This window comes from Agromyces sp. NPDC029043, assembly GCF_055564615.1.
Window position 1 is genome coordinate 73800 of the sequence record NZ_JBVHVX010000009.1, and the last position, 21136, is coordinate 94935.

Annotated in this window: 17 protein-coding genes; 10 read left to right on the forward strand and 7 right to left on the reverse strand. The window is 72.1% G+C overall.

The window, feature by feature from the left end; translation table 11 throughout:
* Positions 1 to 38: 38 nt before the first annotated feature.
* The gene (locus tag ACZ4TW_RS12880; RefSeq protein WP_465543125.1) at positions 39 to 2369 is read left to right on the forward strand and encodes an MMPL family transporter; all 2331 of its coding nucleotides are present in this window, start codon (positions 39 to 41) and stop codon (positions 2367 to 2369) included.
* Between the two features lie 123 nt (positions 2370 to 2492).
* Here the strand turns inward: ACZ4TW_RS12880 and ACZ4TW_RS12885 are convergent, their stop codons facing one another.
* Positions 2493 to 6407, reverse strand: coding sequence for a multifunctional oxoglutarate decarboxylase/oxoglutarate dehydrogenase thiamine pyrophosphate-binding subunit/dihydrolipoyllysine-residue succinyltransferase subunit (locus ACZ4TW_RS12885; protein ID WP_465543126.1), 3915 nt, complete (start codon positions 6405 to 6407; stop codon positions 2493 to 2495).
* Between the two features lie 133 nt (positions 6408 to 6540).
* Here ACZ4TW_RS12885 and guaB1 point away from each other — a divergent pair, with 133 nt between their 5' ends.
* From guaB1 to ACZ4TW_RS12910, 5 genes are all read left to right on the forward strand, one after another.
* Complete coding sequence (guaB1, locus tag ACZ4TW_RS12890) at positions 6541 to 7980, forward strand: GMP reductase (protein WP_465543127.1); 1440 nt, start codon at positions 6541 to 6543, stop codon at positions 7978 to 7980.
* 89 nt (positions 7981 to 8069) lie between these two features.
* Positions 8070 to 8594 carry an ArsR/SmtB family transcription factor gene (locus ACZ4TW_RS12895; RefSeq protein ID WP_465543128.1) on the forward strand — a complete coding sequence of 175 codons (525 nt, stop codon included), beginning with the start codon at positions 8070 to 8072 and terminating at the stop codon, positions 8592 to 8594.
* 716 nt (positions 8595 to 9310) lie between these two features.
* Positions 9311 to 10642 (forward strand): hemolysin family protein, encoded by a 1332-nt coding sequence (locus tag ACZ4TW_RS12900; RefSeq protein ID WP_465543129.1) that lies wholly within the window; start codon positions 9311 to 9313, stop codon positions 10640 to 10642.
* Positions 10639 to 11676: a hemolysin family protein gene (locus tag ACZ4TW_RS12905; protein WP_465543130.1), complete on the forward strand. Its 1038-nt coding sequence runs from the start codon at positions 10639 to 10641 to the stop codon at positions 11674 to 11676. The genes ACZ4TW_RS12900 and ACZ4TW_RS12905 overlap by 4 nt, the downstream gene beginning before the upstream one ends.
* A gap of 59 nt (positions 11677 to 11735) precedes the next feature.
* On the forward strand, positions 11736 to 12158 hold the full coding sequence (locus ACZ4TW_RS12910; protein WP_465543131.1) for a VOC family protein: 423 nt from the start codon (positions 11736 to 11738) through the stop codon (positions 12156 to 12158).
* Between the two features lie 20 nt (positions 12159 to 12178).
* Here ACZ4TW_RS12910 and ACZ4TW_RS12915 read toward each other — a convergent pair whose 3' ends face one another.
* Both ACZ4TW_RS12915 and ACZ4TW_RS12920 read right to left on the reverse strand, forming a co-directional pair.
* Entirely contained in the window at positions 12179 to 13333 is a 1155-nt protein-coding gene (locus ACZ4TW_RS12915) for an NADH:flavin oxidoreductase/NADH oxidase (RefSeq protein ID WP_465543132.1), read from the reverse strand.
* Complete coding sequence (locus tag ACZ4TW_RS12920; protein WP_465543133.1) at positions 13330 to 13971, reverse strand: HAD family hydrolase; 642 nt, start codon at positions 13969 to 13971, stop codon at positions 13330 to 13332. The genes ACZ4TW_RS12915 and ACZ4TW_RS12920 overlap by 4 nt, the downstream gene beginning before the upstream one ends.
* An 18-nt stretch (positions 13972 to 13989) precedes the next feature.
* Between ACZ4TW_RS12920 and ACZ4TW_RS12925 the strand changes: the two genes are divergently transcribed.
* Positions 13990 to 14841, forward strand: a complete 852-nt coding sequence (locus tag ACZ4TW_RS12925; protein WP_465543134.1) for an ADP-dependent NAD(P)H-hydrate dehydratase — start codon at positions 13990 to 13992, stop codon at positions 14839 to 14841.
* On the opposite strand, the gene ACZ4TW_RS12930 is transcribed toward ACZ4TW_RS12925, so the two are convergent.
* The 3 genes from ACZ4TW_RS12930 to ACZ4TW_RS12940 are packed head-to-tail and all read right to left on the reverse strand — an operon-like array spanning position 14838 to position 17358.
* Positions 14838 to 15629 carry an amino acid ABC transporter ATP-binding protein gene (locus tag ACZ4TW_RS12930; RefSeq protein ID WP_465543135.1) on the reverse strand — a complete coding sequence of 264 codons (792 nt, stop codon included), beginning with the start codon at positions 15627 to 15629 and terminating at the stop codon, positions 14838 to 14840. The genes ACZ4TW_RS12925 and ACZ4TW_RS12930 overlap by 4 nt on opposite strands.
* On the reverse strand, positions 15626 to 16519 hold the full coding sequence (locus ACZ4TW_RS12935) for an amino acid ABC transporter permease (RefSeq protein ID WP_465543136.1): 894 nt from the start codon (positions 16517 to 16519) through the stop codon (positions 15626 to 15628). Before ACZ4TW_RS12935 ends, ACZ4TW_RS12930 begins: the two co-directional genes overlap by 4 nt.
* Positions 16516 to 17358, reverse strand: a complete 843-nt coding sequence (locus tag ACZ4TW_RS12940; RefSeq protein ID WP_465543137.1) for an ABC transporter substrate-binding protein — start codon at positions 17356 to 17358, stop codon at positions 16516 to 16518. Before ACZ4TW_RS12940 ends, ACZ4TW_RS12935 begins: the two co-directional genes overlap by 4 nt.
* Before the next feature lie 106 nt (positions 17359 to 17464).
* Between ACZ4TW_RS12940 and ACZ4TW_RS12945 the strand changes: the two genes are divergently transcribed.
* The 3 genes from ACZ4TW_RS12945 to ACZ4TW_RS12955 all read left to right on the forward strand — a co-directional run bounded on the left by ACZ4TW_RS12945 (position 17465) and on the right by ACZ4TW_RS12955 (position 20451).
* A complete protein-coding gene (locus tag ACZ4TW_RS12945; RefSeq protein ID WP_465543138.1) occupies positions 17465 to 18742 on the forward strand; it encodes a glycosyltransferase 87 family protein in 1278 nt (425 codons plus the stop codon).
* A 37-nt stretch (positions 18743 to 18779) separates the two neighbouring features.
* The gene (locus ACZ4TW_RS12950; RefSeq protein WP_465543139.1) at positions 18780 to 19088 is read left to right on the forward strand and encodes a thiamine-binding protein; all 309 of its coding nucleotides are present in this window, start codon (positions 18780 to 18782) and stop codon (positions 19086 to 19088) included.
* 88 nt (positions 19089 to 19176) lie between these two features.
* The gene (locus tag ACZ4TW_RS12955) at positions 19177 to 20451 is read left to right on the forward strand and encodes an MFS transporter (RefSeq protein WP_465543140.1); all 1275 of its coding nucleotides are present in this window, start codon (positions 19177 to 19179) and stop codon (positions 20449 to 20451) included.
* A gap of 30 nt (positions 20452 to 20481) precedes the next feature.
* Here ACZ4TW_RS12955 and ACZ4TW_RS12960 read toward each other — a convergent pair whose 3' ends face one another.
* Complete coding sequence (locus ACZ4TW_RS12960) at positions 20482 to 21135, reverse strand: response regulator (RefSeq protein ID WP_465543141.1); 654 nt, start codon at positions 21133 to 21135, stop codon at positions 20482 to 20484.
* Position 21136: the final 1 nt, after the last annotated feature.

A 21136-nucleotide genomic window follows, 5' to 3' on the forward strand; every position in this document is an offset into this window, starting at 1 on the left:
ACGCGCGGCACGGCATCCGTTCCGTACCGTCGAGGACGATGAACGAGCATGCCCCCGCCACCCGCCGCGCCGGACGCGTCCCCGTCTGGCTCCGCGCGCTGATCCCCACCGTTCTCATCCTCATCTGGTTCGCGCTGTTCGGCGCGGGCGGCGCCGCGTTCGGCACGCTCTCCGACGTGCAGCAGAACGACCAGGCCTCCTTCCTGCCCGCCTCGGCCGAGGCGACCGAGGTGAACGAGCTGCAGGAGGGGTTCCGCGACTCCGACAACGTCCCCGCGATCGTGATCGTCGCGACCGACGACGGGAGCGATCTCAGCGAGTCGCAGCTCGCCGACGTCGAGGCGCTCCGCGACGACGCGGTCGACCTCGAGGGCGTGGTCGCCGACGAGACGTCCCCTGTGATCCCCTCCGAGGACGGCGAGGCGGCTCAGTTCGTCGCGTCCATCGCGCCCGCCGACGGCGAGGAGGGCTCGAGTGCCACCATCGACGAGCTGCGCGCGCTGCTCGAGGACGCCGCCATCGAGGGCACGACCGCCGCCGTCACCGGGCCGGCCGGGTTCACGGCCGACCTCGTCGAGGCGTTCTCCGGCATCGACGGCCTGCTGCTCGCGGTGGCCCTCGCCGCGGTGCTCGTGATCCTCATCGTGGTGTACCGCTCGCCGCTGCTGCCGATCATCGTGCTGTTCACGAGCCTCTCCGCACTGACCGCGTCGGTGTTCACGGTCGTGCAGCTCGCGAACGCCGACCTGCTGCTGCTGTCCGGGCAGACCCAGGGCATCCTCTTCATCCTCGTGATCGGGGCGGCGACCGACTACGCGCTCTTGTACATCGCGCGCTACCGCGAAGCGCTGGCGAGCCACGAGCGACGGTGGGATGCCACGTGGGCGGCGCTCAAGGGCTCGTGGGAGCCCATCGCGGCGTCCGCGGGCACCGTCATCGTGGGACTGCTCATCCTGCTGGCGAGCCAGCTGAACTCGAACAAGATCCTCGGGCCCGTCGCGGCGATCGGGATCGCCTTCGCGCTGCTCGCCGCGCTCACGCTGCTGCCGGCGCTGCTGCTGTGGGCCGGCCGAGTCGCGTTCTGGCCGCGCCGGATCGCACGGCCCGAGGTCACGCCCCTCGCGTCCGCCGACGATCCGGCGAACGCCGCGCACGGCCGTCACTCGGCGACCGTCGACGCGGCCGACGCCGGCGAGCGCGGCCTGTGGGGCGCCGTCGGACGGGTCGTCGCGCGGCGGCCCCGCGTCGTCTGGATCCTCTCGACCCTGCTCCTCGGCGTCATGGCGCTCGGGCTGGTGCGCCTCGACGCCGATGGCGTCCCGGCGAGCGAGTTCGTGCTCGGCGAGTCGCAGGCGCGCGACGGGCAGGAGCTCGTGAGCGAGCACTTCCCGGGCGGCTCGGGCACGCCCGCCGTGATCATCGGCCCGGAGGACGACCTCCAGGAGATGGCCGACGTGGCGCTCTCGACCGCGGGCGTGGCGTCCGTCGCCGTGCTCTCGGCCGACTCGCCCGCGGGCAGCGCGCCGGTCACCGAGGACGGGGTTCAGGCGTTCGGCCCGCCCGGCACTCCGGCGCCCGAGCCGACCGTCGTCGACGGCACGGTGCTCCTGCAGGCGACGCTGGACGACCCCGCAGACTCGGCGGAGGCCGAGGCCACGGTCGTCGACCTCCGCGAGCGGCTCGACGAGGTGGGCGAAGGCGTGCTCGTGGGCGGGCCCACCGCCGTCGCGCTCGACACCAACGAGGCGGCGGTCGCCGACCAGAGAGTGATCATCCCGCTGGTGCTGCTCGCGATCCTCGTGATCCTGATGCTGCTGCTGCGCGCGATCGTCGCCCCGCTCGTGCTCATCGCGAGCGTCGTGCTCTCGTTCGCCGCCGCGCTCGGGGTGTCGGCGCTGGTGTTCGAGTTCGTGTTCGGATTCCCGGGCGCCGATCCGTCGGTTCCCCTGTTCGGGTTCGTGTTCCTCGTCGCCCTCGGCGTCGACTACAACATCTTCCTCATGACGCGGGTGCGCGAGGAGTCGATCGCACACGGCACCCGCGAGGGCATCCTCCGCGGGCTGCGCCTCACCGGCGGGGTCATCACCTCTGCCGGCCTCGTGCTCGCGGCGACCTTCGCCGCCTTGGGCGTCCTGCCGATCCTGTTCCTCGCGCAGATCTCGTTCATCGTGGCGTTCGGCGTGCTGCTCGACACGTTCCTCGTCCGGACCCTGTTGGTGCCCGCCGCCGCGTACGACATCGGGCGAGCCGTCTGGTGGCCGAGCCGCCTCGTCCGCGAGCAGCGCGTGCACGGCGTCCACGCGGCGCCGCCCGAGCCCGACGCTGAGCCCGAGGCCGAGCGCGAGCGCGAGGCCGCGCCGGTCCCGTGAGAGACCGCCGGCCGCGGCATCGCCCACGACACCGCCGCGGCCGGCTCGCCCCGCCCGGGCCCACCGATGCGACGAGCGGATGCCTCCGAGGAGACATCCGCTCGTCGCGCGTCGGTGGCGGGCTTACAGGGTCAGGGCCCGCCTGACCAGGTCGGCCTGCTCGGTCGCATGCCGCTTGGCGGAGCCGGTCGCGGGTGACGCGGCCGCCGCACGGGCGACGACGCGCACCTCGCGCGGGCCGAGCTTGTTCGTCTCGATGATGAAGAACGGCCAGGCGCCCTGGTTCTCGGGTTCCTCCTGCGCCCAGACCAGCTCGGCGTTCGGGTAGCTGTCGGCGATCGCCTTGAGGTCGGCACCGGGCAGCGGATAGTACTGCTCGAGCCGGACCACCGCGACCTCGGGGTTCGGGTTCTTCTCGAGCTCGGCGACCAGGTCGTAGTAGAACTTGCCCGAGAGGAACACGACGCGCTTGACCGCCTGCTTGTCGGTGATGCGGGCATCGTCGATGACGGGCTCGAACCGCCCCTCGGTGAAGTCGGCGACCTCGCTCGTCGCGCCGCGCAGGCGCAGCATGGCCTTCGGCGTGAACACCACCAGCGGTCGACGCGGCCGCTGGTACGCCTGGCGGCGCAGCAGGTGGAAGTACGACGCGGGCGTCGACGGCCGGGCCACGGTCATGTTGTTCTCCGCGCACAGCTGCAGGTACCGCTCGATGCGGGCGCTGGAGTGGTCGGGTCCCTGCCCCTCGTAGCCGTGAGGGAGCAGCAGCACGACGCTCGAGCGCTGGCCCCACTTCTGCTCGGCCGAGGAGATGAACTCGTCGATGATCGTCTGGGCGCCGTTGGCGAAGTCGCCGAACTGCGCCTCCCACATGACCAGCGCGTCGGCGCGCTCGACCGAGTAGCCGTACTCGAAGCCCATCGCCGCGTACTCGCTCAGCAGCGAGTCGTAGATCCAGAAGCGCGCCTGCTGGTCGGAGAGGTTCTGCAGCGGCAGCCACTCCTGGCCGTTGACGCGGTCGTGGAGCACGGCGTGGCGCTGCACGAACGTGCCTCGGCGTGCATCCTGGCCGACGAGGCGCACCGGGGTGCCCTCGAGCAGCAGCGAGCCGAGGGCGAGCAGCTCGCCGAAGCCCCAGTCGATCTTGCCGTTGCGGCTCATGTCGACGCGCTTGGCCAGCAGCTGCTGGATCTTCGGGTGGGTGGTGAACCCGGCGGGCTTGTTGTTGAACGCGTCGCCGATGGCGTGGACCACCTCGGTGGACACGCCGGTCGTCTCGAGCTCGCCCGACACGGGCTCGTGCGAATGCTGCGAGTCGTTCGCGCCGACGACGGGGATCGCGCCGGTCTGCACGGCGTGCGTCTCGGCGAACGCGCGCTCCATGCGGTCCTGGAAGTCGCGGTGCGCGTTCTCGTACTCCTCCTCGGTGATGTCGCCGCGGCCGACGAGCGCCTCGGTGTAGAGCTTGCGGACCGAGCGCTTCGCCTCGATGAGGTTGTACATGAGCGGCTGCGTCATCGACGGGTCGTCGCCCTCGTTGTGGCCGCGACGGCGGTAGCAGACGAGGTCGATGACGACGTCGCGCTTGAACTCCTGGCGGTAGCGGAACGCGAGCTCCGCCACGCGGACGACGGCCTCGGGGTCGTCGCCGTTGACGTGGAAGATCGGCGCCTGGATGGCCTTGGCCACGTCGGTCGAGTAGATCGAGGAGCGCGCATCGCCGGGGACGGTGGTGAAGCCGACCTGGTTGTTCACGACGATGTGGATGGTGCCGCCCGTGCGGTACGCGCGCAACTGCGACATCTGCATGGTCTCGACGACGACGCCCTGGCCGGCCATGGCCGCGTCGCCGTGGATCAGGATCGGCAGCACCGAGAACGAGCCGATCGGCTTGCGGTCCTGCTTCGCGCGGACGATGCCCTCGAGCACGCCGTCGACGGCCTCGAGGTGCGAGGGGTTCGCGGCGAGCGAGACGGGCACCTGCTGGCCGTCGTCGGCGGTGAAGGTGCCCTCGGTGCCGAGGTGGTACTTCACGTCGCCCGAGCCGGAGAAGCCGCGGGTCTCCTGCGTGCCCTCGAACTCGCGGAACACCTGGCCGTAGGTCTTGCCGGCGATGTTGGTGAGCACGTTGAGGCGGCCGCGGTGCGCCATGCCGATGGCGACCTCGTCGAGGCCCTCCTTGGCGGCGCCCTGCAGCACCTCGTCGAGCAGCGCGATCATCGACTCGCCGCCCTCGAGGCTGAAGCGCTTCTGGCCGACGTACTTGGTCTGCAGGAACGTCTCGAACGCCTCGGCCTCGTTGAGCTTGCCGAGGATGCGCATCTGCTCGTCGTGCGTGGGCTTCTCGTACTTGCGCTCGACCTGGTGCTGGATCCAGCGGCGCTGCACCGGGTCCTGGATGTGCATGTACTCGATGCCGATCGTGCGGCAGTACGAGTCGCGGAGCACGCCGAGGATGTCGCGGAGGAGCGCTGTGCGCTTGTCGCCGAAGCCGCCCGTGACGAACTCGCGGTCGAGGTCCCAGAAGGTCAGGCCGTGGCTCTCGATGTCGAGGTCGGGGTGCGAGCGCTGCACGTACTCGAGCGGGTCGGTGTCGGCCATCATGTGGCCGCGTACGCGGAACGAGTTGATGAGCTCCTGGACGCGGGCCGTCTTGTCGATCGCGCTGGCGATGTCGACGGAGATGTCCTCGTTCCACTTGATGGGCTCGTAGGGCAGGCGGAGTGCGGCGAAGAGGTCCTGGTAGAAGTTGCGCTCGCCGATGAGCAGCTCGTGCACCTTCTTGAGGAACTCGCCCGAACCCGCGCCCTGGATGACGCGGTGGTCGTAGGTCGAGGTGAGCGTGATCGTCTTGCCGATCGCGAGGTTGGCGAGGGTCTTCTCGCTCGCGCCCTGGAACTCGGCGGGGTACTCGAGCGCGCCGGCGCCGATGATGCAGCCCTGGCCCTTCATGAGGCGCGGCACCGAGTGAACGGTGCCGATGCCGCCGGGGTTCGTCAGCGAGATCGTGGCACCGCTGAAGTCGTCGGCGGTGAGCTTGTTGCCGCGCGCGCGCGACACCAGGTCCTCGTAGGCGCCGAGGTACTCGTTGAAGGTCATCGTCTCGGCGCGCTTGATCGCGGGCACGAGCAGGGCACGGGTGCCGTCGGGCTTCGGGATGTCGATCGCGATCCCGAGCCCGATGTGCGCCGGCTTGACGACGCTCGGCTTGCCGTCGACCTCGGCGTAGTAGACGTTCTGGCTCGGGAACTCCTTGAGCGCCTGGATCAGCGCCCACCCGATGAGGTGCGTGAACGACACCTTGCCGCCGCGCGTGCGGCGGAGGTGGTTGTTGATCACGATCCGGTTGTCGATCATGAGCTTGGCCGGCACGGTGCGCACGCTCGTCGCGGTCGGGACCGTGAGCGACGCGTCCATGTTGGCCGCGAGGGTCTTGGGCATGCCCCTCAGGGGGACGATCTCCTCCTCGCGCCCGCCCGCCTCGGCCTTCGGCTGCGGGCTGGTGACGGGCACGTCGGCGGGCACGGGCGCGGTGCGCGGTGCGACCGAGGTCGTGCGCGCCTCGGGTGCCTGGCCGATGACCGGGCTGGGCGCGGTCGCCGGGTGGGATGCGGCAGGCTGCGCGGTCGTCGCCGGGGGCTGGTGGGTCGCCGGGGCGGGCTGCGCGGGTGCGGGCACCGGCTCCTCGGCGGCGGGAGCCGGGGCGGGCTGCGCTGGAGCGGGCACCGGCGCCTCGGCGGCGGGAGCCGGCGCCTGGGGTGCGGGCGCCTGCGGTGCGGCGACGGACGCGCCGTCGGCCGATTCGTTCGCGGCGCGCAGCACCTCGGCCTCGTCGGGGATCGTCGCAGGAGCGTGAGGTGCGGCGGCTTCGCCGGTGCGGATCCGGCGGTAGTGCTCGAGAACCGGACGCCAGGTCTCGTCGACCGATTGCGGGTCGGCGAGGAACCGCTCGTACATTTCGTCCACGAGCCATTCGTTGGCTCCGAACTCCGCCGACGTCGTCTCGTCGGACCCCGACCCGGTCAATTGGCTCGACACAGCCTCTCGCCCACTCTCTCCATTGATGGTTGCTCACCTTGGCGGCGTGGCGCGCAGCGCGGCGCGGGACGCCCTGACAAGCCTAAACCCCTTCCGGGGAAGCGCGGGACCGTGCAGGTATAGCGTGAACGACATGCAGTTCTACCGCACGACGCCGCGGCACGACCTCACGTACTCCGACGTCTTCCTCGTGCCGAGCCGGTCGGGCGTGACGAGCCGGCTCGACGTCTCGCTGGCCCCCGACGACGGTTCGGGCGCGTCGATCCCGATCGTCTCGGCGAACATGAACTCCGTCACCGGCCCCCGCCTGGCGGCGACGCTCGCACGTCGCGGCGGCATCGGCGTGCTGCCGCAGGACCTGCCGTTGCAGGAGCTCGACGACGCGATCCGCTGGGTGAAGTCGCGGCCCGCCCGCTTCGACGTGCCGCACGCCTTCTCGGCCGACCAGTCCGCGGCCGACGCGCTCGAGGTCCTCCCGCCGGTCGAGGGCCACGGCATCGTGCTGCACGACGACGAGGGGCGGTACGCGGGCACCATCCCCGCTTCGCGCCTCGCGACGGCGCTGCCCGACGCGCGGCTCGGCGACCTCGTGCACGGCGCCATCCCGTCGCTCGACGCCGACGACGTCGGCACGCCGCGGCGGGCCTTCGACCTCATGGTCGACGCGGGTCTCGACTTCGCGCCGGTCCTCGAGCACGGGCGCGTGGTCGGCACGTTGAGCCGGCGCAGCGCATTGCGCGGCACGGTGTCCGAGCCCAACACGGATGCGTCCGGCCGCCTCCGCGTCGCCGCGGCGATCGGCATCAACGGTGACGTCGAGGCCAAGGCGCGCGCGCTCGTGGCGGCGGGCGTCGACATGCTCGTGGTCGACACGGCGCACGGCCACCAGGAGGGGATGATCGCCGCGGTGCGCGCGGTCAAGGGCGCCGGCCTCGGCATCCCGGTCGTCGCGGGCAACATCGTCACCGCCGACGCGGTCGCCGACCTGGTCGAGGCGGGCGCCGACGTGCTGAAGGTGGGCGTCGGACCCGGCGCGATGTGCACGACGCGCATGATGACCGCGGTCGGGCGCCCCCAGTTCTCGGCGGTGCTCGAGACCTCCGAGGCCGCGCGCGAGGCCGGCGCGGCCGTGTGGGCCGACGGGGGAGTGCGGTACCCGAGGGATGTCGCCCTCGCGCTCGCCGCGGGCGCGGCATCCGTCATGATCGGCTCGTGGTTCGCCGGCACGATCGAGGCGCCGGGCACGCTGCGCCGCGACGCCGACGGACGGGTCTACAAGGAGAGCTGGGGCATGGCCTCGACGAAGGCCGTCAAGGAGCGCTTCGGCCGCCTGTCGGCGTACGAGCTCGCCCGCAAGGAGCTGTTCGCCGAGGGCATCTCGTCGTCGGCGATCTACCTCGACCCGCTGCGTCCGTCGCTCGAGGACCTGCTCGACATGATCACCTCGGGCGTGCGCAGCTCGTTCACCTACGCCGGCGCGCGCACCGTGCCGGAGTTCCGCGATCGCGCGCTCGTCGGCATCCAGTCCGCGGCCGGCTACGAGGAGGGCAAGGCGCTGCCCGTCAGCTGGTAGCGCGCGGGGCGGCTCCGCGGCCGGGCGGCGGCGGGGCGGGCTGTGGACGGGTGGCGCGCGCGCACCGCGCGACTGGCTACGCTCACCGCATGTCGCTGCCGGCCCACCCGTTCGCCGTCCTCGCCGACCCCGTGCGGCGCCGCCTCGTCGAGATCCTCGCGGTGGGCGAGCACTCGGCCGGCACCCTGGGCGATGTGGTCTCGCTCGAGCACGGCGTCTCGCGCAGCGCGGTCTCCCATCACCTGAGGACGCTTCGGGACCACGGCGCCGTCACGTCCGCGGTGGACCCGGTCGAGCCCAGGTCGCGCAGCTATCGGTTGAGCCACGAGTTCCTCATGGCGCTCGACGACGAGGTCGAGCGGTTGTTCCGGCTCTGGGACCACCGGTACGGCACGGTCGAACGGCGCGCTCCGCTGGTGGATCCGCCCCGGTCGCGCGAATCGCCGCCCCATCGGTTCGCTCGGGCGGCCGAGCGGCGCGCTCCGCTCGTGGATCGGCCGCGGTCGAGCGAATCCCCGCCCCATCGCTTCGGTGCGGCAGCCGAGCGGCGCGCCGAACAGCGCAGCGCCGAGTGGGGACGCCGGCCGCGCGCCGCGATCGACGCCGTCGAATGATCGCGCCCTGACGCGCCCTCGGAGCCGATGGCCGCCCGAGCTGTCGAGGACGTTTCTAGATCGCTCGTATGAGGCCGCCCTCACATGAGGGTGGGTTCAGGTGTGTGGTTCGGCTGGCGAGTGCGCGTCCGGGCTCGGGCGTCCGCCCCTCATGTGAGGGTGGGTTCAGGTGTGTGGTTCGGCTGGCGAGTGCGCGTCCGGGCTCGGGCGTCCGCCCTCATGTGAGGGTGGGTTCAGGTGTGTGGTTCGGCTGGCGAGTGCGCGTCCGGGCTCGGGCGTCCGCCCCTCATTTGAGGGCGCGTTGAGGTGTGTGCTTCGGCTGGCGAGTGCGCGTCCGGGCTCGGGCGTCCGCCCCTCATTTGAGGGCGCGTTGAGGTGTGTGGTTCGGCTGGCGAGTGCGCGTCCGGGCTCGGGCGTCCGCCCTCATGTGAGGGGACGTCCACGTGTGTGGTTCGGGGTGGCGAAGGGACGGCCGTGGTTCGAGCGTCCGGCCTCATGTGAGGGCGCGTTCACACGAGCGAACCGGAAACGGTCTCCCGAGGCGTGTCGGGCCGAGTGAGGCGTCGGGCGGCGTGCGGGGGCGGCCTGTGACGGGGGCGTTACAGCTCGACGGGCTCGCGGCATCCGTCGATATACTGACTCGACCATGGATGATCCTCCCTCTGCGAAGTCCCCTGGCCATAGACCCTCGCCCGTGACCGAACGGGGTGGTGCGGATGTCTGAGTGGATCCTCCTCGGCATCGGACTCCTCCTCACGATCGGCACGGGCTTGTTCGTCGCGAGCGAGTTCGCGCTCGTCAACCTCGACCGCTCCGACCTCGAGGCCCGCCGCGCCAAGGGCGAGTCCCGGCTCGGCATGACCATCGAGGCGCTGAAGATCACGTCGACGCACCTGTCGAGCGCCCAGCTCGGCATCACGCTCACCACGCTGCTCACCGGGTACACGATGGAGCCCGCGATCTCGTCGCTGCTCGCCGAGCCGCTCCGGGCGCTCGGCCTGCCCGAGGGAGCCATCAGGCCCGTGGGCGCGACGACCGCGATGATCGTGGCGACCCTGCTGTCTATGATCATCGGCGAGCTCGTGCCGAAGAACTTCGCGCTCGCGCTGCCGCTTGCGACCGCCAAGCTCGTGATCCCCTTCCAGACCGCCTTCACCTGGGTGTTCCGCCCGGCCATCGCGGTGCTGAACGGCAGCGCCAACGGCCTGCTGCGCGCCATGGGCATCGAACCCAAGGAGGAGCTCTCGGGCGCCCGCTCCGCCGAGGAGCTCTCCTCGCTCGTGCGACGCTCCGCGAGCGCCGGCCTGCTCGAGCAGGACACCGCGACCCTGCTCGGGCGCACGCTCCGGTTCTCCGAGCACGACGCGTCCGACGTCATGACGCCGCGCCCTCGCGTCGCGGCCGTCCAACGGCTCGAGCCGGCCGAGGCCGTGATCGAGCTCGCCCGGCAGACCGGCTTCTCGCGATTCCCCGTCTACGACGAGGACCTCGACGACGTCGTCGGCCTCGTTCACGTCAAGCAGGCCGTCGCGGTCCCGCGCGAGAAACGCGGCGACGTGCCCGCGTCCGCGCTGCAGTCCGACGCGCTGCGCGTGCCCGAGACGATGAAGCTCGACATGCTGCTCGGCGAGCTCCGCGGCCGCGGCTACCAGATGGCGGTCGTCGTCGACGAGTACGGCGGCACGGCGGGCGTCGCCACGCTCGAGGACCTCGTCGAGGAACTCGTGGGCGAGGTGTCCGACGAGCACGATCGCACGCGCGCCGGCGTCGTCCGTCGAGGCGAGTTCGTGAGCTTCCCCGGCATGCTGCGACCCGACGAGCTGCTCGACCGCACCGGCATCCGGGTGCCCGAGGACGGCGCCTACGAGACCGTCGCCGGATACGTCATGGCGACCCTCGGCCGCATGCCCGTGATCGGCGACGAGGTCGAGGTCGAGGGCGGCCGCTTCCGGGTGCAGCGCATGGAGGGCCGCCGCATCGACCGCATCCAGTTCACCCCGGCGACCGCGCGAACCCACGCCGACACCATGGCGGAGGTGGAGCGATGAGCGACTGGGCCGGACTCGCCTGGCTGTTCGTGCTGCTGGCCGGCAACGCCTTCTTCGTCGGCGCCGAGTTCGCGGTGATCTCGGCCCGCCGATCGCAGATCGAGCCGCTCGCCGAGAGCGGCAGGCGCAGCGCCAAGACCGCGCTGTGGGCCATGGAGCACGCCACGCTCATGCTCGCCATGAGCCAGCTCGGCATCACGATCTGCTCGCTGCTCATCCTCACGGTCTCCGAACCCGCGATCCACCACCTCCTCGAGATCCCGCTCGAAGTGACCGGATGGTCGGAAGAGGTCGTCTCGACGGTCGCGTTCATCATCGCGCTGCTGCTGGTCTCGTACCTCCACGTGGTGCTCGGCGAGATGGTGCCGAAGAACCTCTCGTTCTCGCTGCCCGACCGAGCCGTGCTCGTGCTCGCCCCGCCGCTCGTGTTCGTCGCGCGGATCTTCCGGCCCGTGATCGTGGCGCTCAACGCGACGGCGAACGGCGTCCTGCGCCTGTTCGGCGTGGAGCCGAAGAACGAGGCCACCTCGACCTACACGCTCGAGGAGGTGCAGACCATCGTCGACCAGTCGCGGCGCGAGGGCGTCCTCGAGGATGCGAGCGGCACCCTCTTCGCCGCGTTCGAGTTCACGACCAAGCGCGTGAGCGACGTCGCGGTCCCGATGTCCGAGCTGGTGTGCCTGCCGGCCGATGCCACGCCGGCCGACGTCGAGCGCTCGGTCGCGCGCCGCGGGTTCTCCCGCTACGTGCTCGCCGGTGACGACGGCGAACCCGACGGCTACGTGCACCTGAAGGACGTGATCGACCTCGACGACGACGAGTTCGACGATCCGATCCCCGCCAAACGCGTGCGCCGCCTGGTGTCGATCTTCGCGGGCACCGACCTCGAGGATGCGCTCGCGTCGATGCGCCGTCAGGGCGCGCACGTCGCCCGCGCGTTCGACGACCAGGGCCGGACGACCGGCGTGATCTTCCTCGAGGACATCATCGAGGAGCTCGTCGGCGAGGTCGAGGACGCCACCCGGAGGGGGTGAGGCGGCCGCGGCGGGCGCGGCGTAGACTGCGCCCGTCTACAGAAGGCTGAGGTGATCTCATGTTCGAGAACTCATTCGCGATGGCCACCCTGCCGGCATCCGACATCGGTCGGGCCAAGCGGTTCTGGCACGACGCGTTCGGGCTCGATCCCGTCCGGAGCGACATGGGCGGCGAGACGTTCGTGATCGGCGGCGTGGGCGTCCTGGTCTACGAGTCCCAGTTCGCGGGCACCAACAAGGCGACCGCGTTCTCGATCCTGACCGACGACCTCGACCGCGACATGACCGCCCTCCGTGCCAAGGGCATCGTCTTCCACGAGTACGACCTGCCCGGCATCAAGACCGAGAACGGCGTCGTCGACATGGAGGGCGAACGGGGCGCGTGGTTCGACGACAGCGAGGGCAACATCATCGCGCTCGCCCAGCCGACCAGCGTCACGATCGACGAGGCGAGGTCCTTGCTCGCCGGCCTGCGCGCCTGAGCGCAGGCACGGTCAGGACGTCACCATTCGCCGTCGTTGAGCTCGGGCCGGGCCCGCAGGTACTGCGGCGGCCACATCGACGACCCCGCGCCGAGCTCGGATGCGGCCCGCATCGCGAAGTGCGGGTCGCGCATCATGGCCTTGCCGAACATCACCGCGTCGGCGGCGCCGGATGCCACGAGCGCCTCGGCCTGCACCGCGGTCGTGATCCGGCCGACCGCCGAGACCGACACGCCCGCGCGTCCGCCGACGAACTCGGCGTGCGCGGCCTGGTACGCCGGGCCGACGGGGATGCGCACGTCGCGCACGAGCCCGCCCGTCGAGATGTCGAAGAAGTCCGCGCCGGCCTCGGCGGCCCAGCGGGCGACCGTCGAGGTCTGCTCCTCGTCCCAGCCGCCGGGCGCCCAGTCCGTCGCCGAGAAACGGACGAAGAGCGGCATCCGCTCGCCGATCTCGGCGCGTACCACCCGGACGAGCTCGAGCAGCAGCCGCGCGCGGTTCTCCAGCGACCCGCCCCAGCGGTCGTCGCGGAGGTTCGACAGCGGCGACAGGAACTGGTGCACGAGGTACCCGTGCGCCGCGTGGATCTCGACGACGTCGAAGCCCGCCGCGACCGCGCGCCGTGCTGCGGAGCGGAAGTCCTCGATCACGGCGAGGATGCCCGCGTCGTCGAGTGCGGCCGGCACGCGCAGCCCGTCGAACGCGACCGCCGACGGCGCGACCGTCTCCCAGCCGCCCTGGTCGAGCGGCTGCGAGCCGGGCCGGCGCAGGTGCTCCTGCCACACCGACGCCTTCCGCCCCGCATGCGCGAGCTGGATCCCGGATGCCGCCCCCTGCGACCGGATGAAGCTCGTGACGCGCGACCACGCCTCGGCCTGCTCGTCGTTCCACAGGCCGGTGTCGTGGTCGGAGATGCGGCCCTCCGGGTTGACCGCGGTCGCCTCCGCGATCACGAGCCCGGCCCCGCCGGCCGCCATCGAGCCCAGGTGCACGAGATGCCAGTCGTGGGGCACGCCGTCGAGCTCGGTCACCGAGTACTGGCAGAGCGGCGGCACCCACACCCGGTTGCGGATCTCGAGGCCCCGGATGGTGATCGGACGGAACAGCGCGGGCGCCGCCGCGTCGGCGGCCGAGGCGGGCGCGGCGGCCGCGGCGGCGGTCTCCCGGGCGCTCATGCGGCGAGCCCCCGCAGCCACGCCTCGAGGCCGGCGGCATCCGTGAACACATGCCCCTCACCGCCGACGGAGCGCGCCCCGTCGACATTCACGGCCTTGTTGTCGACGAAGAGGAATTCGGATGCCTCGATGGCGAGCTCGGACATCACGTGCGCGTAGACCTCGGCGCCCGGCTTGACCATGCCGAGCTCGCCGCTGATGAAGACCCGCTCGAACAGCGGAGCGAAGGAGCCGTGCCGCAGCCAGCCGCCGAAGTCGGCGCCGGCGTTCGAGAGCAGCGCCATCCGCGTGCCGCCGTCGCGGAGGGCGTGCAGCACCGCGAGCGTCGCGGGGTCGACGCTCAGCCAGCTGCGGTGGTCGATGGCCCACAGCTCGTGGACGTCGATCGGCGACCACGCGACGCCGAGCTCGTCGGCCACGCGCGCCCAGTAGGCGGTGATCGACAGCGTGCCGCGGTCGAGTTCGTCACGGTGCGCCCAGTACACCGGCCAGAACGCCTCGGGGTCGGCGCCCGCCCTGGCGGTCAGTGCGTCGCGGTCGGCCTGGGACGGCGATCGGGAGATGACCTCGCCGTAGTCGAAGACGACGACCCGCGGAGACAGGCCGATCGGCGCATGGATGGTCGTGGGCATGCTCATCAACCTATCGTTGTGGGCATGGCAACCCGCACGTGGCGCGAATGGACCGCCGACGACGCATCCGACTGGCTCAGCGCACCGAGCGCGACCGACGACAAGTACCGCCGCGGGGTGCTGGGCGTGATCACGGGATCGCCCGATTTCCCGGGGGCCGCCGTGCTGGGCGTCGAGGCCGCGCACCGCACGGGGGTCGGCATGGTGCGCTTCACGGGTCCGCGCGCGGTCCGGCAGGCCGTGCTCGCGGCCCGCCCGGAGACCGTCGCGGTGCCCGGTCGCGTGCAGGCGTGGCTGCTCGGCTCGGGCATGGACACCGACCACCGCTCGTTCGTGCTGGCCGGCGACCTGCAGCACGCGCTGGCCTCGGGCGAGCCCGTCGTGCTCGACGCCGGCGGACTCGACCTCGTCGGCAGCCACCGGGCGCCCACGGTGATCACCCCGCATTCGCGCGAGCTCGCGCGGCTCCTGAACGACCGCGACGTCGAGTGCACCGTCGACGAGGTCGACGCCGACCCTGCCGGGTGGGCCGAACGCACGGCCCACGAGCTGCAGGTCGCCGTGCTGCTGAAGGGCGCCGTGACCCACGTGTGCGATCCCGACGGGACGCGACTGACCGTGACCGCGTCGACGCACTGGCTCGCGAGCGCCGGCACGGGCGACGTGCTCGGCGGCGTCATCGGCGCGCTCGCGGCGACGCACCACGAGCGGCTCACGGCCGACGCCACCGCGATCACCCGACTCGCGGCCACGGCGGCGTTCATCCACTCCGAGGCGGCCCGGCGCGCGACCGACGCCGTCGAGGGCGGGCCCGTGACGGCGCTCGACGTCGCGCAGGCGATCCCCGCCGTCGTCGGCCGGCTCCTGCCCGACTAGTGCTCGGCGGGCCCCGTCCCGTCGGCCGTGACGCGCCGCAGGAACTCGCGGGTGCGTGCCTCCCGCGGCGATCCGAAGAACCGGGCCGCCGGTGCATCCTCGACGACGCGACCGGCATCGAGCAGCACGACCCGGTCGGCCACGTCGCGCGCGAAGGCCATCTCGTGCGTGGCCATCACGATCGTGGTGCCGGCCGCCGCGAGCGAGCGCACGAGCGCGAGCACCTCGCCGACGAGCTCGGGATCGAGCGCGCTCGTGACCTCGTCGAGCAGCAGCAGCTCGGGCTCGGTGGCGATCGCCCGCACGATCGCGACTCGCTGCTGCTGCCCGCCCGACAGGCGGTCGGGGAACGCGCGCGCGAAGTCGAGCAGCCCGATCGACTCGAGCAGGTCGCGGCCCCGCGCCTCGGCTTCCGCGCGGGGTCGCCGGTGCACGATGCGCGAGGCGAGCGTGACGTTGTCGAGCACGCTGAGGTGCGGGAACAGGTTGTACGACTGGAAGACGATCCCGATGCGGGCGCGCACGGCGTCGACGTCCACGCGGGGGTCGCTGATATCGCGCCCCGCCAGCCGGATGACGCCGTCGTCGATCGGTTCCGTGAGGTTGACGGTGCGCAGCAGCGTCGACTTGCCCGATCCGGACGGCCCGACGAGCGCGACGACCTCGTGCGGCGCGACATCGAGGTCCACGCCGGCGAGCGCGACGCGGTCGCCGTAGGCGCGACGGATGCCGGTCAGCTGGAGCAGCGGCGCGCGCTCGCCCTGCTCGGGCTCGTCGCTCGCGGTCACAGCACGCTCCCCGCCTGCTCGCGGCGGCGCTGCCGCGCGCTCAGCCAGTCGGTGAGCCGGATGAACGGCCACGACAACAGCACGAACAGCAGGCCGGCGACCACGTACGGCGTGAAGTTGAACGACTGCGCGGTCTCGATCTGGGCGGCCCGCACGGCATCGACGGCGCCGAGCACCGAGATGAGCCCGACATCCTTCTGCATGGCCACGAAGTCGTTCATGAGCGCCGGCGTCACCTTGCGGAACGCCTGGGGCAGCACGACGCGCACCATCGCCTGGCGGTGGTTGAGGCCGAGCGAGCGCGCGGCGAGGCGCTGCGACGGATGCACCGCCTCGATGCCCGCGCGGAAGACCTCGGAGACGTACGCCGAGTAGGTCAGGATGAGCGCGATCGTGCCCCAGAACGCCGCCGGCATCCGCTCGGTCAACTGCAGGCCGGGGATGCCGAAGCCGACGAGGTACAGCACGATGATGAGCGGCAGGCCGCGGAACAGGTCGGTGTAGGCCGCAGCCAGGAAGCGCAGCGGGAAGAACACCGGCCCGCGGAGCGTGCGGATCGTGGCCAGCAGGACCCCGAGGACGGCCACGCCGAGGCTCGCCACGACGAGCACCTGGATGTTCAGGAGGAGGCCCTCCAGGATGCGCGGGAGCGAGTCGAGCGCGACCTGCGGATCGAAGAAGGACTGCTGCACGCGCGCCCAGCCGGGCGAGCCCAGGACGGCCGCGCCGAGGACCACGGCGAGCACGAGCGTCGAGAGCAGGCCGATGAGCACCGAGCGGCCCGACTGCCGCTTGCGGTAGGCGCGTCGCTCGAGCTCGGTCGCGCTCGGGGGCGGGACGGTTGCGCCGTGCGGCGCCTCCGTCGCCCGATCGGCCGACGGCGAAGTCACTCCAGCACGGGCGCCGTGTCATCGCCGCCCAGCCACTGCTCGGCGAGCTCGGCGAGCGTGCCGTCGTCGCGCAGGGCGTCGACCGCGGCGGTCACGTCGGCGGTGAGGGGGGAGTCCTTCTCGAGCACGAGGCCGAACTGGTCGGCGCCCTCGGTGCCGGGAAGCTGGCCGACGATCAGGCCGCCGTCGAGTTCGACGCCGGTGAGGTAGAACGCCGTGGGCAGGTCGACCACGATCGCGTCGACCTGGCCGGCCTGGAGCGCGAGCTTGGCATCGTCGTTGGTGTTGAACACCTGGGCTCCCGCGTCGGGAACGATGACCTCCTCGATCGCGTCGAGGCTCGTGGTGCCGGTCTGCGCCCCGACGAGGAGGGGCTTGAGGTCGGCGATCGACGCGGCGTCGGCTGCCGGGGAGCCCTCGACCGTGATGACGACCTGCGTGGTCTCGTAGTACGGCGACGAGAAGTCGACGGCCTCGGCGCGCTCCTCGGTGATCGAGAACTGCTGGAGGTTGAAGTCGAAGTCCTTCGGGCCGGGTGCGATGGCCTGGTCGAAGGTGGTGCGCACCCAGACCACGTCCTCGGGCGCGAAGCCGAGTTCCTCGGCGACGGCGTAGGCGACGGCCGACTCGAAGCCCTCGCCCGACTCGGGATCGTCGTCGATGACCCACGGGTAGTACGCCGGCTCGCCCGTGCCGACCGTGAGCTTGCCCTCGGTCACGTAGTCGGAGCCGGCCTGCGTCTCGTCGGCGTCGGTGCCGGCGCCGGAGGCGCACCCGGCGAGGGCGACGATGGCCGCAGCCGAGACCGCGGCGGCGAAGATCTTGGACTGAGCGATCATGGGGTCCTCCGGAGCGGGCGGCGTCGATGGTCTCCAGCATCCCGGATGGCCGCGCAGGCCGCGCGGAAGATGGCGATCTGTGACGCGTTCGTTAGGCTCGGGTGCCATGGCGGAGGGTGTCGTCGAGCTCGGCGAGGCGCGCGATCGGCCGCGACGCGGCATCCGTCGACACCTGGCGGGGCGGCCGGCGGCGTGGATCGCGTTCGCGCTGGTGCACCTGGTCCTCGCCGCCGTGAACCTGCTCAGCCCCTCCACCCCGATGTGGGACGTGACGGCGGTCTACCGCGAGTGGGCCGAGAACGCGCAGGCCGGGTGGGTGCGCATGGGGATCGACGTGCCGTGGGTGTACCCGATCCTGGCGTTCGCGCCCATGACGGCCGCCCTAGCGTTCGGGTCGGACTGGTACGGCGTGACGTGGCTCGTGCTCGTGACGGTGCTCGATGCGATCGCGTTCGCCGTGCTGCTCGGAACCGGCGTGGTGTCGCGCCGGCGTCGGGCGGCGGCATGGTGGTGGATGGCATTCCTCGCCCTGCTCGGCCCGATCGCGCTCGGCCGGATCGACACCGTCACCGTGCCGTTCGCCATCGTCGGACTGCTCTGGGCCGCGGGACGCCCGCGCGTCGCGGCGGCGCTCGTGACGATCGCCTCGTGGATCAAGGTGTGGCCGGCGGCGCTCGTGGTGGCGCTGGTCGTCGCGCTCCGGCGTCGCGCCGAGGTCGTGATCGTCGCCGCGGGGCTCAGCGCCGGCATCCTCGGCGTGAGCCTGATCGCCGGGTCGGGCTCCAACGCGTTCGGCTTCATCGCCGAGCAGGCCGGGCGCGGGTTGCAGGTCGAGTCGCCGTTCGCGGTGCCGTGGCTGTGGTGGATCGTCGCGGGCGCCTCCGAGGCCACGATCGTGTTCGACCGCGACATCATCACCTTCCAGGTGCAGGGGCCGGGGGTCGAGGTCGCCGCCGGACTCGCGACGCCCGTCATGGCCGTCGGAGTGGCCGTGGTGCTCGCGTTCGGCATCCGCGCGGTGCGACGCCGGGCGCATCTCGCGGCGCTGCTGCCGCCCCTCGCGACCGCGCTCACGACGGTGCTGATCGCGGCCAACAAGGTGGGTTCGCCGCAGTTCGTGACCTGGCTGGCCGCTCCCGTCGTGCTGGGGCTGGTGCTCGGCGGCGGCCGCTTCGTCGTGCCGGCCGCGCTCGCGTCGGCCGTCGCGCTGCTCACGCACGCCATCTATCCGTACTGGTACGGCTGGCTGCTCATCGCCCATCCGGCGTTCGTGCTGCTGCTGACGGTGAAGGTCGTGCTCCTGCTCGCGCTGCTCGGTTGGGCGCTGCGCGCCGTGTGGCAGGCTGGTTCCGCGCGCACGACGCCGAGGGCCGACGCGGCCTAGGCCGGCGCGGCGCCCGTCGCGTTGATGAGGAGGAACCATGCTGGTCGCGTTCTCGGTCGCCCCGAGCGGCACGGGCCGCACCGACGGATCGGTGCACGACGCGGTGGCCGAGGCGGTGCGGATCGTCCGCGAGTCCGGGCTGCCGAACCGCACCACCTCGATGTTCACCGAGATCGAGGGGGAGTGGGACGAGGTCTTCCGGGTGATCCGCGACGCCTGCGAGGCCGTGGGCGACTACGGCTCGCGCGTCTCGCTCGTGCTGAAGGCCGACATCCGGCCCGGCTACAGCGGCGAGATCGAGGCGAAGCTGGATCGGCTGGAGGCCGCGCTCGAGAACGACGGCTGACCGCGAGCCGCCGAGGTGACCCGCTCACCGGGGCCGGGCGGTCGGGCGTGGTTTGTCGAATCGATTCGATCCGTGGCATCATCGTGGGGTGACCCACGCTTCCGACGGGCCGACGACGTTGTCGCCGGCCCGCATCCGTCTCGCGCTCCTCGCCCTCGCGATGGGCGGCTTCGGCATCGGCGCAACCGAGTTCGTGGCCATGGGCCTGCTGCCCGAGATGGCCGCCGACCTGCTGCCCGGCCTGGCCGCCACGTCGACCGAGGCCGCGAACGCCGCCGCCGGCTGGGTCATCTCCGCCTACGCGCTCGGCGTGGTCGTGGGCGCCCCCACGATCGCCGCCGCCGCGGCCCGCTGGCCGCGCAAGCGGCTCCTGCTCGCGCTGCTGGCCGCGTTCAGCCTCGGCACGCTCGCGTCGGCCCTCCTGCCGACGTTCGAACTCGTCGTCGCGGCACGCTTCGTCGCCGCGCTCCCGCACGGGGCGTACTTCGGCATCGCCTCCCTGGTCGCCGCGAGCCTCATGGGCCCCGGCAAGCGCGCCCGGGGCGTGGCCCTCGTGCTGTCGGGCCTGACGATCGCGAACGTCGTCGGCGTCCCGGCGATCACCTGGCTGGGCCAGCAGGCCGGATGGCGCGTGGCCTACCTCGCGGTGGCCGCCATCTTCGTCGCCACGTTCCTCGCCGTCCTCGCGGCGGTGCCGTGGCAGGCCGGCGACCCCGCAGCGACGTTCGCGCGCGAGCTGCGCGTGTTCACGCGCGTGCAGGCGTGGTTCGCCCTGGCGATCGGGGCGATCGGGTTCGGCGGCCTGTTCGCGGTGTACAGCTACGTCGCGCCGCTGGCCACCGAGGTCACCGGCCTCCCGTCGGCGCTCGTGCCGGTGGTGCTCGTCGTCTTCGGTCTCGGCATGACCATCGGCAACCTCGTGGGCGGACGTCTCGCCGACTGGAGCGTGCGCCGCTCCATGTACCTCTTCTCCGGCACGCTCGCGGCGGCGCTCGTCCTGCTCGCCTTCACGGTGCAGCATCCGCTCGGGCTGGGCGTCGGGGTCTTCCTCGTCGGCGCGTCGTCGGCGGCGCTGTCGCCGACCATCCAGGCTCGGCTCATGGATGTCGCCCGCGACAGCCAGTCCATCGCGGCCGCGCTCAACCACTCCGCGCTGAACATCGGCAACAGCCTCGGCGCGATGGTCGGCGGTGCAGTGATCGCGGCGGGCCTCGGCTACGTCGCGCCGGTGTGGGTCGGCCTGCTGTTCACCATCGCCGGGAGCGCGCTCGCCGTCGCGACGTTCGCGCTCGACCGGGCCCGCCGGCGACGCGGCATCCCGCTGCCCTCGGTCACCGGGGCCGTGGGCGCGATCGGCGACTGAGCGACGACCCCGCGGCGATCGCGTCGCGCGTCACTCCGACTGCAGCAGGATCCCGTCGGCGATCGCCCGCTTGCGCAGGGCCACCTTCGTGCCCACGTCGTAGCCGGCCAGGCGGTACTTCTCGCGGATGCGCTTGAGGTAGCTCTTCGCGGTCTCCTCGGAGATGCCGAGCTGGAACGCGACGGCCTTCACCGGCTGGCCGGCGCCGTACAGCGCCATCACCCGGCGCTCCTGCGCGCTGAGGCGCGGGGCGGCACCGTCGTCGTCGAGCGCCTCCTCGAGCTCGCGGCTGAGGTACGACTCGCCGCGCTGTGCGGCGCGGATCGCCTCGACGATGGTCTCGACGGGCTCGGACTTGACGAGGTAGCCGAGGGCGCCGGCGCCCAGGGCCTCGCGCACGACCGCGGGCTCGGAGTACGTGCTCATGAGCATGGTGCGCACGCCCGCCGACTTGAGGGTCGACAGCTTGATCGAGATGGGGATGTTGTCGCGCAGGTCGAGGTCGAGCAGCACCACGTCGACCGGGAACGCGGGGTGCGCGAGCAGCTCGGACCAGGACGGCACCGCGGCGACGAGGTCGATGTCGGATGCCGCGCCGCGCAGCCACTCGGACAGGGCGCCGAGCAGCATGCGGTGGTCGTCGACGATCGCGAGTCGGATACGCGGGGGTTCGGGTTCGGGCACG

Bases quoted from the DNA above. Each gene is read 5' to 3' on its own strand.
- ACZ4TW_RS12880 (WP_465543125.1), top strand. From the start codon at position 39: ATGAACGAGCATGCCCCCGCCACCCGCCGCGCCGGACGCGTCCCCGTC.
- guaB1 (WP_465543127.1), top strand. From the start codon at position 6,541: ATGCAGTTCTACCGCACGACGCCGCGGCACGACCTCACGTACTCCGAC.
- ACZ4TW_RS12895 (WP_465543128.1), top strand. From the start codon at position 8,070: ATGTCGCTGCCGGCCCACCCGTTCGCCGTCCTCGCCGACCCCGTGCGG.
- ACZ4TW_RS12900 (WP_465543129.1), top strand. From the start codon at position 9,311: ATGTCTGAGTGGATCCTCCTCGGCATCGGACTCCTCCTCACGATCGGC.
- ACZ4TW_RS12905 (WP_465543130.1), top strand. From the start codon at position 10,639: ATGAGCGACTGGGCCGGACTCGCCTGGCTGTTCGTGCTGCTGGCCGGC.
- ACZ4TW_RS12910 (WP_465543131.1), top strand. From the start codon at position 11,736: ATGTTCGAGAACTCATTCGCGATGGCCACCCTGCCGGCATCCGACATC.
- ACZ4TW_RS12915 (WP_465543132.1), bottom strand. From the start codon at position 13,333: ATGAGCGCCCGGGAGACCGCCGCCGCGGCCGCCGCGCCCGCCTCGGCC.
- ACZ4TW_RS12920 (WP_465543133.1), bottom strand. From the start codon at position 13,971: ATGAGCATGCCCACGACCATCCATGCGCCGATCGGCCTGTCTCCGCGG.
- ACZ4TW_RS12925 (WP_465543134.1), top strand. From the start codon at position 13,990: ATGGCAACCCGCACGTGGCGCGAATGGACCGCCGACGACGCATCCGAC.
- ACZ4TW_RS12940 (WP_465543137.1), bottom strand. From the start codon at position 17,358: ATGATCGCTCAGTCCAAGATCTTCGCCGCCGCGGTCTCGGCTGCGGCC.
- ACZ4TW_RS12945 (WP_465543138.1), top strand. From the start codon at position 17,465: ATGGCGGAGGGTGTCGTCGAGCTCGGCGAGGCGCGCGATCGGCCGCGA.
- ACZ4TW_RS12950 (WP_465543139.1), top strand. From the start codon at position 18,780: ATGCTGGTCGCGTTCTCGGTCGCCCCGAGCGGCACGGGCCGCACCGAC.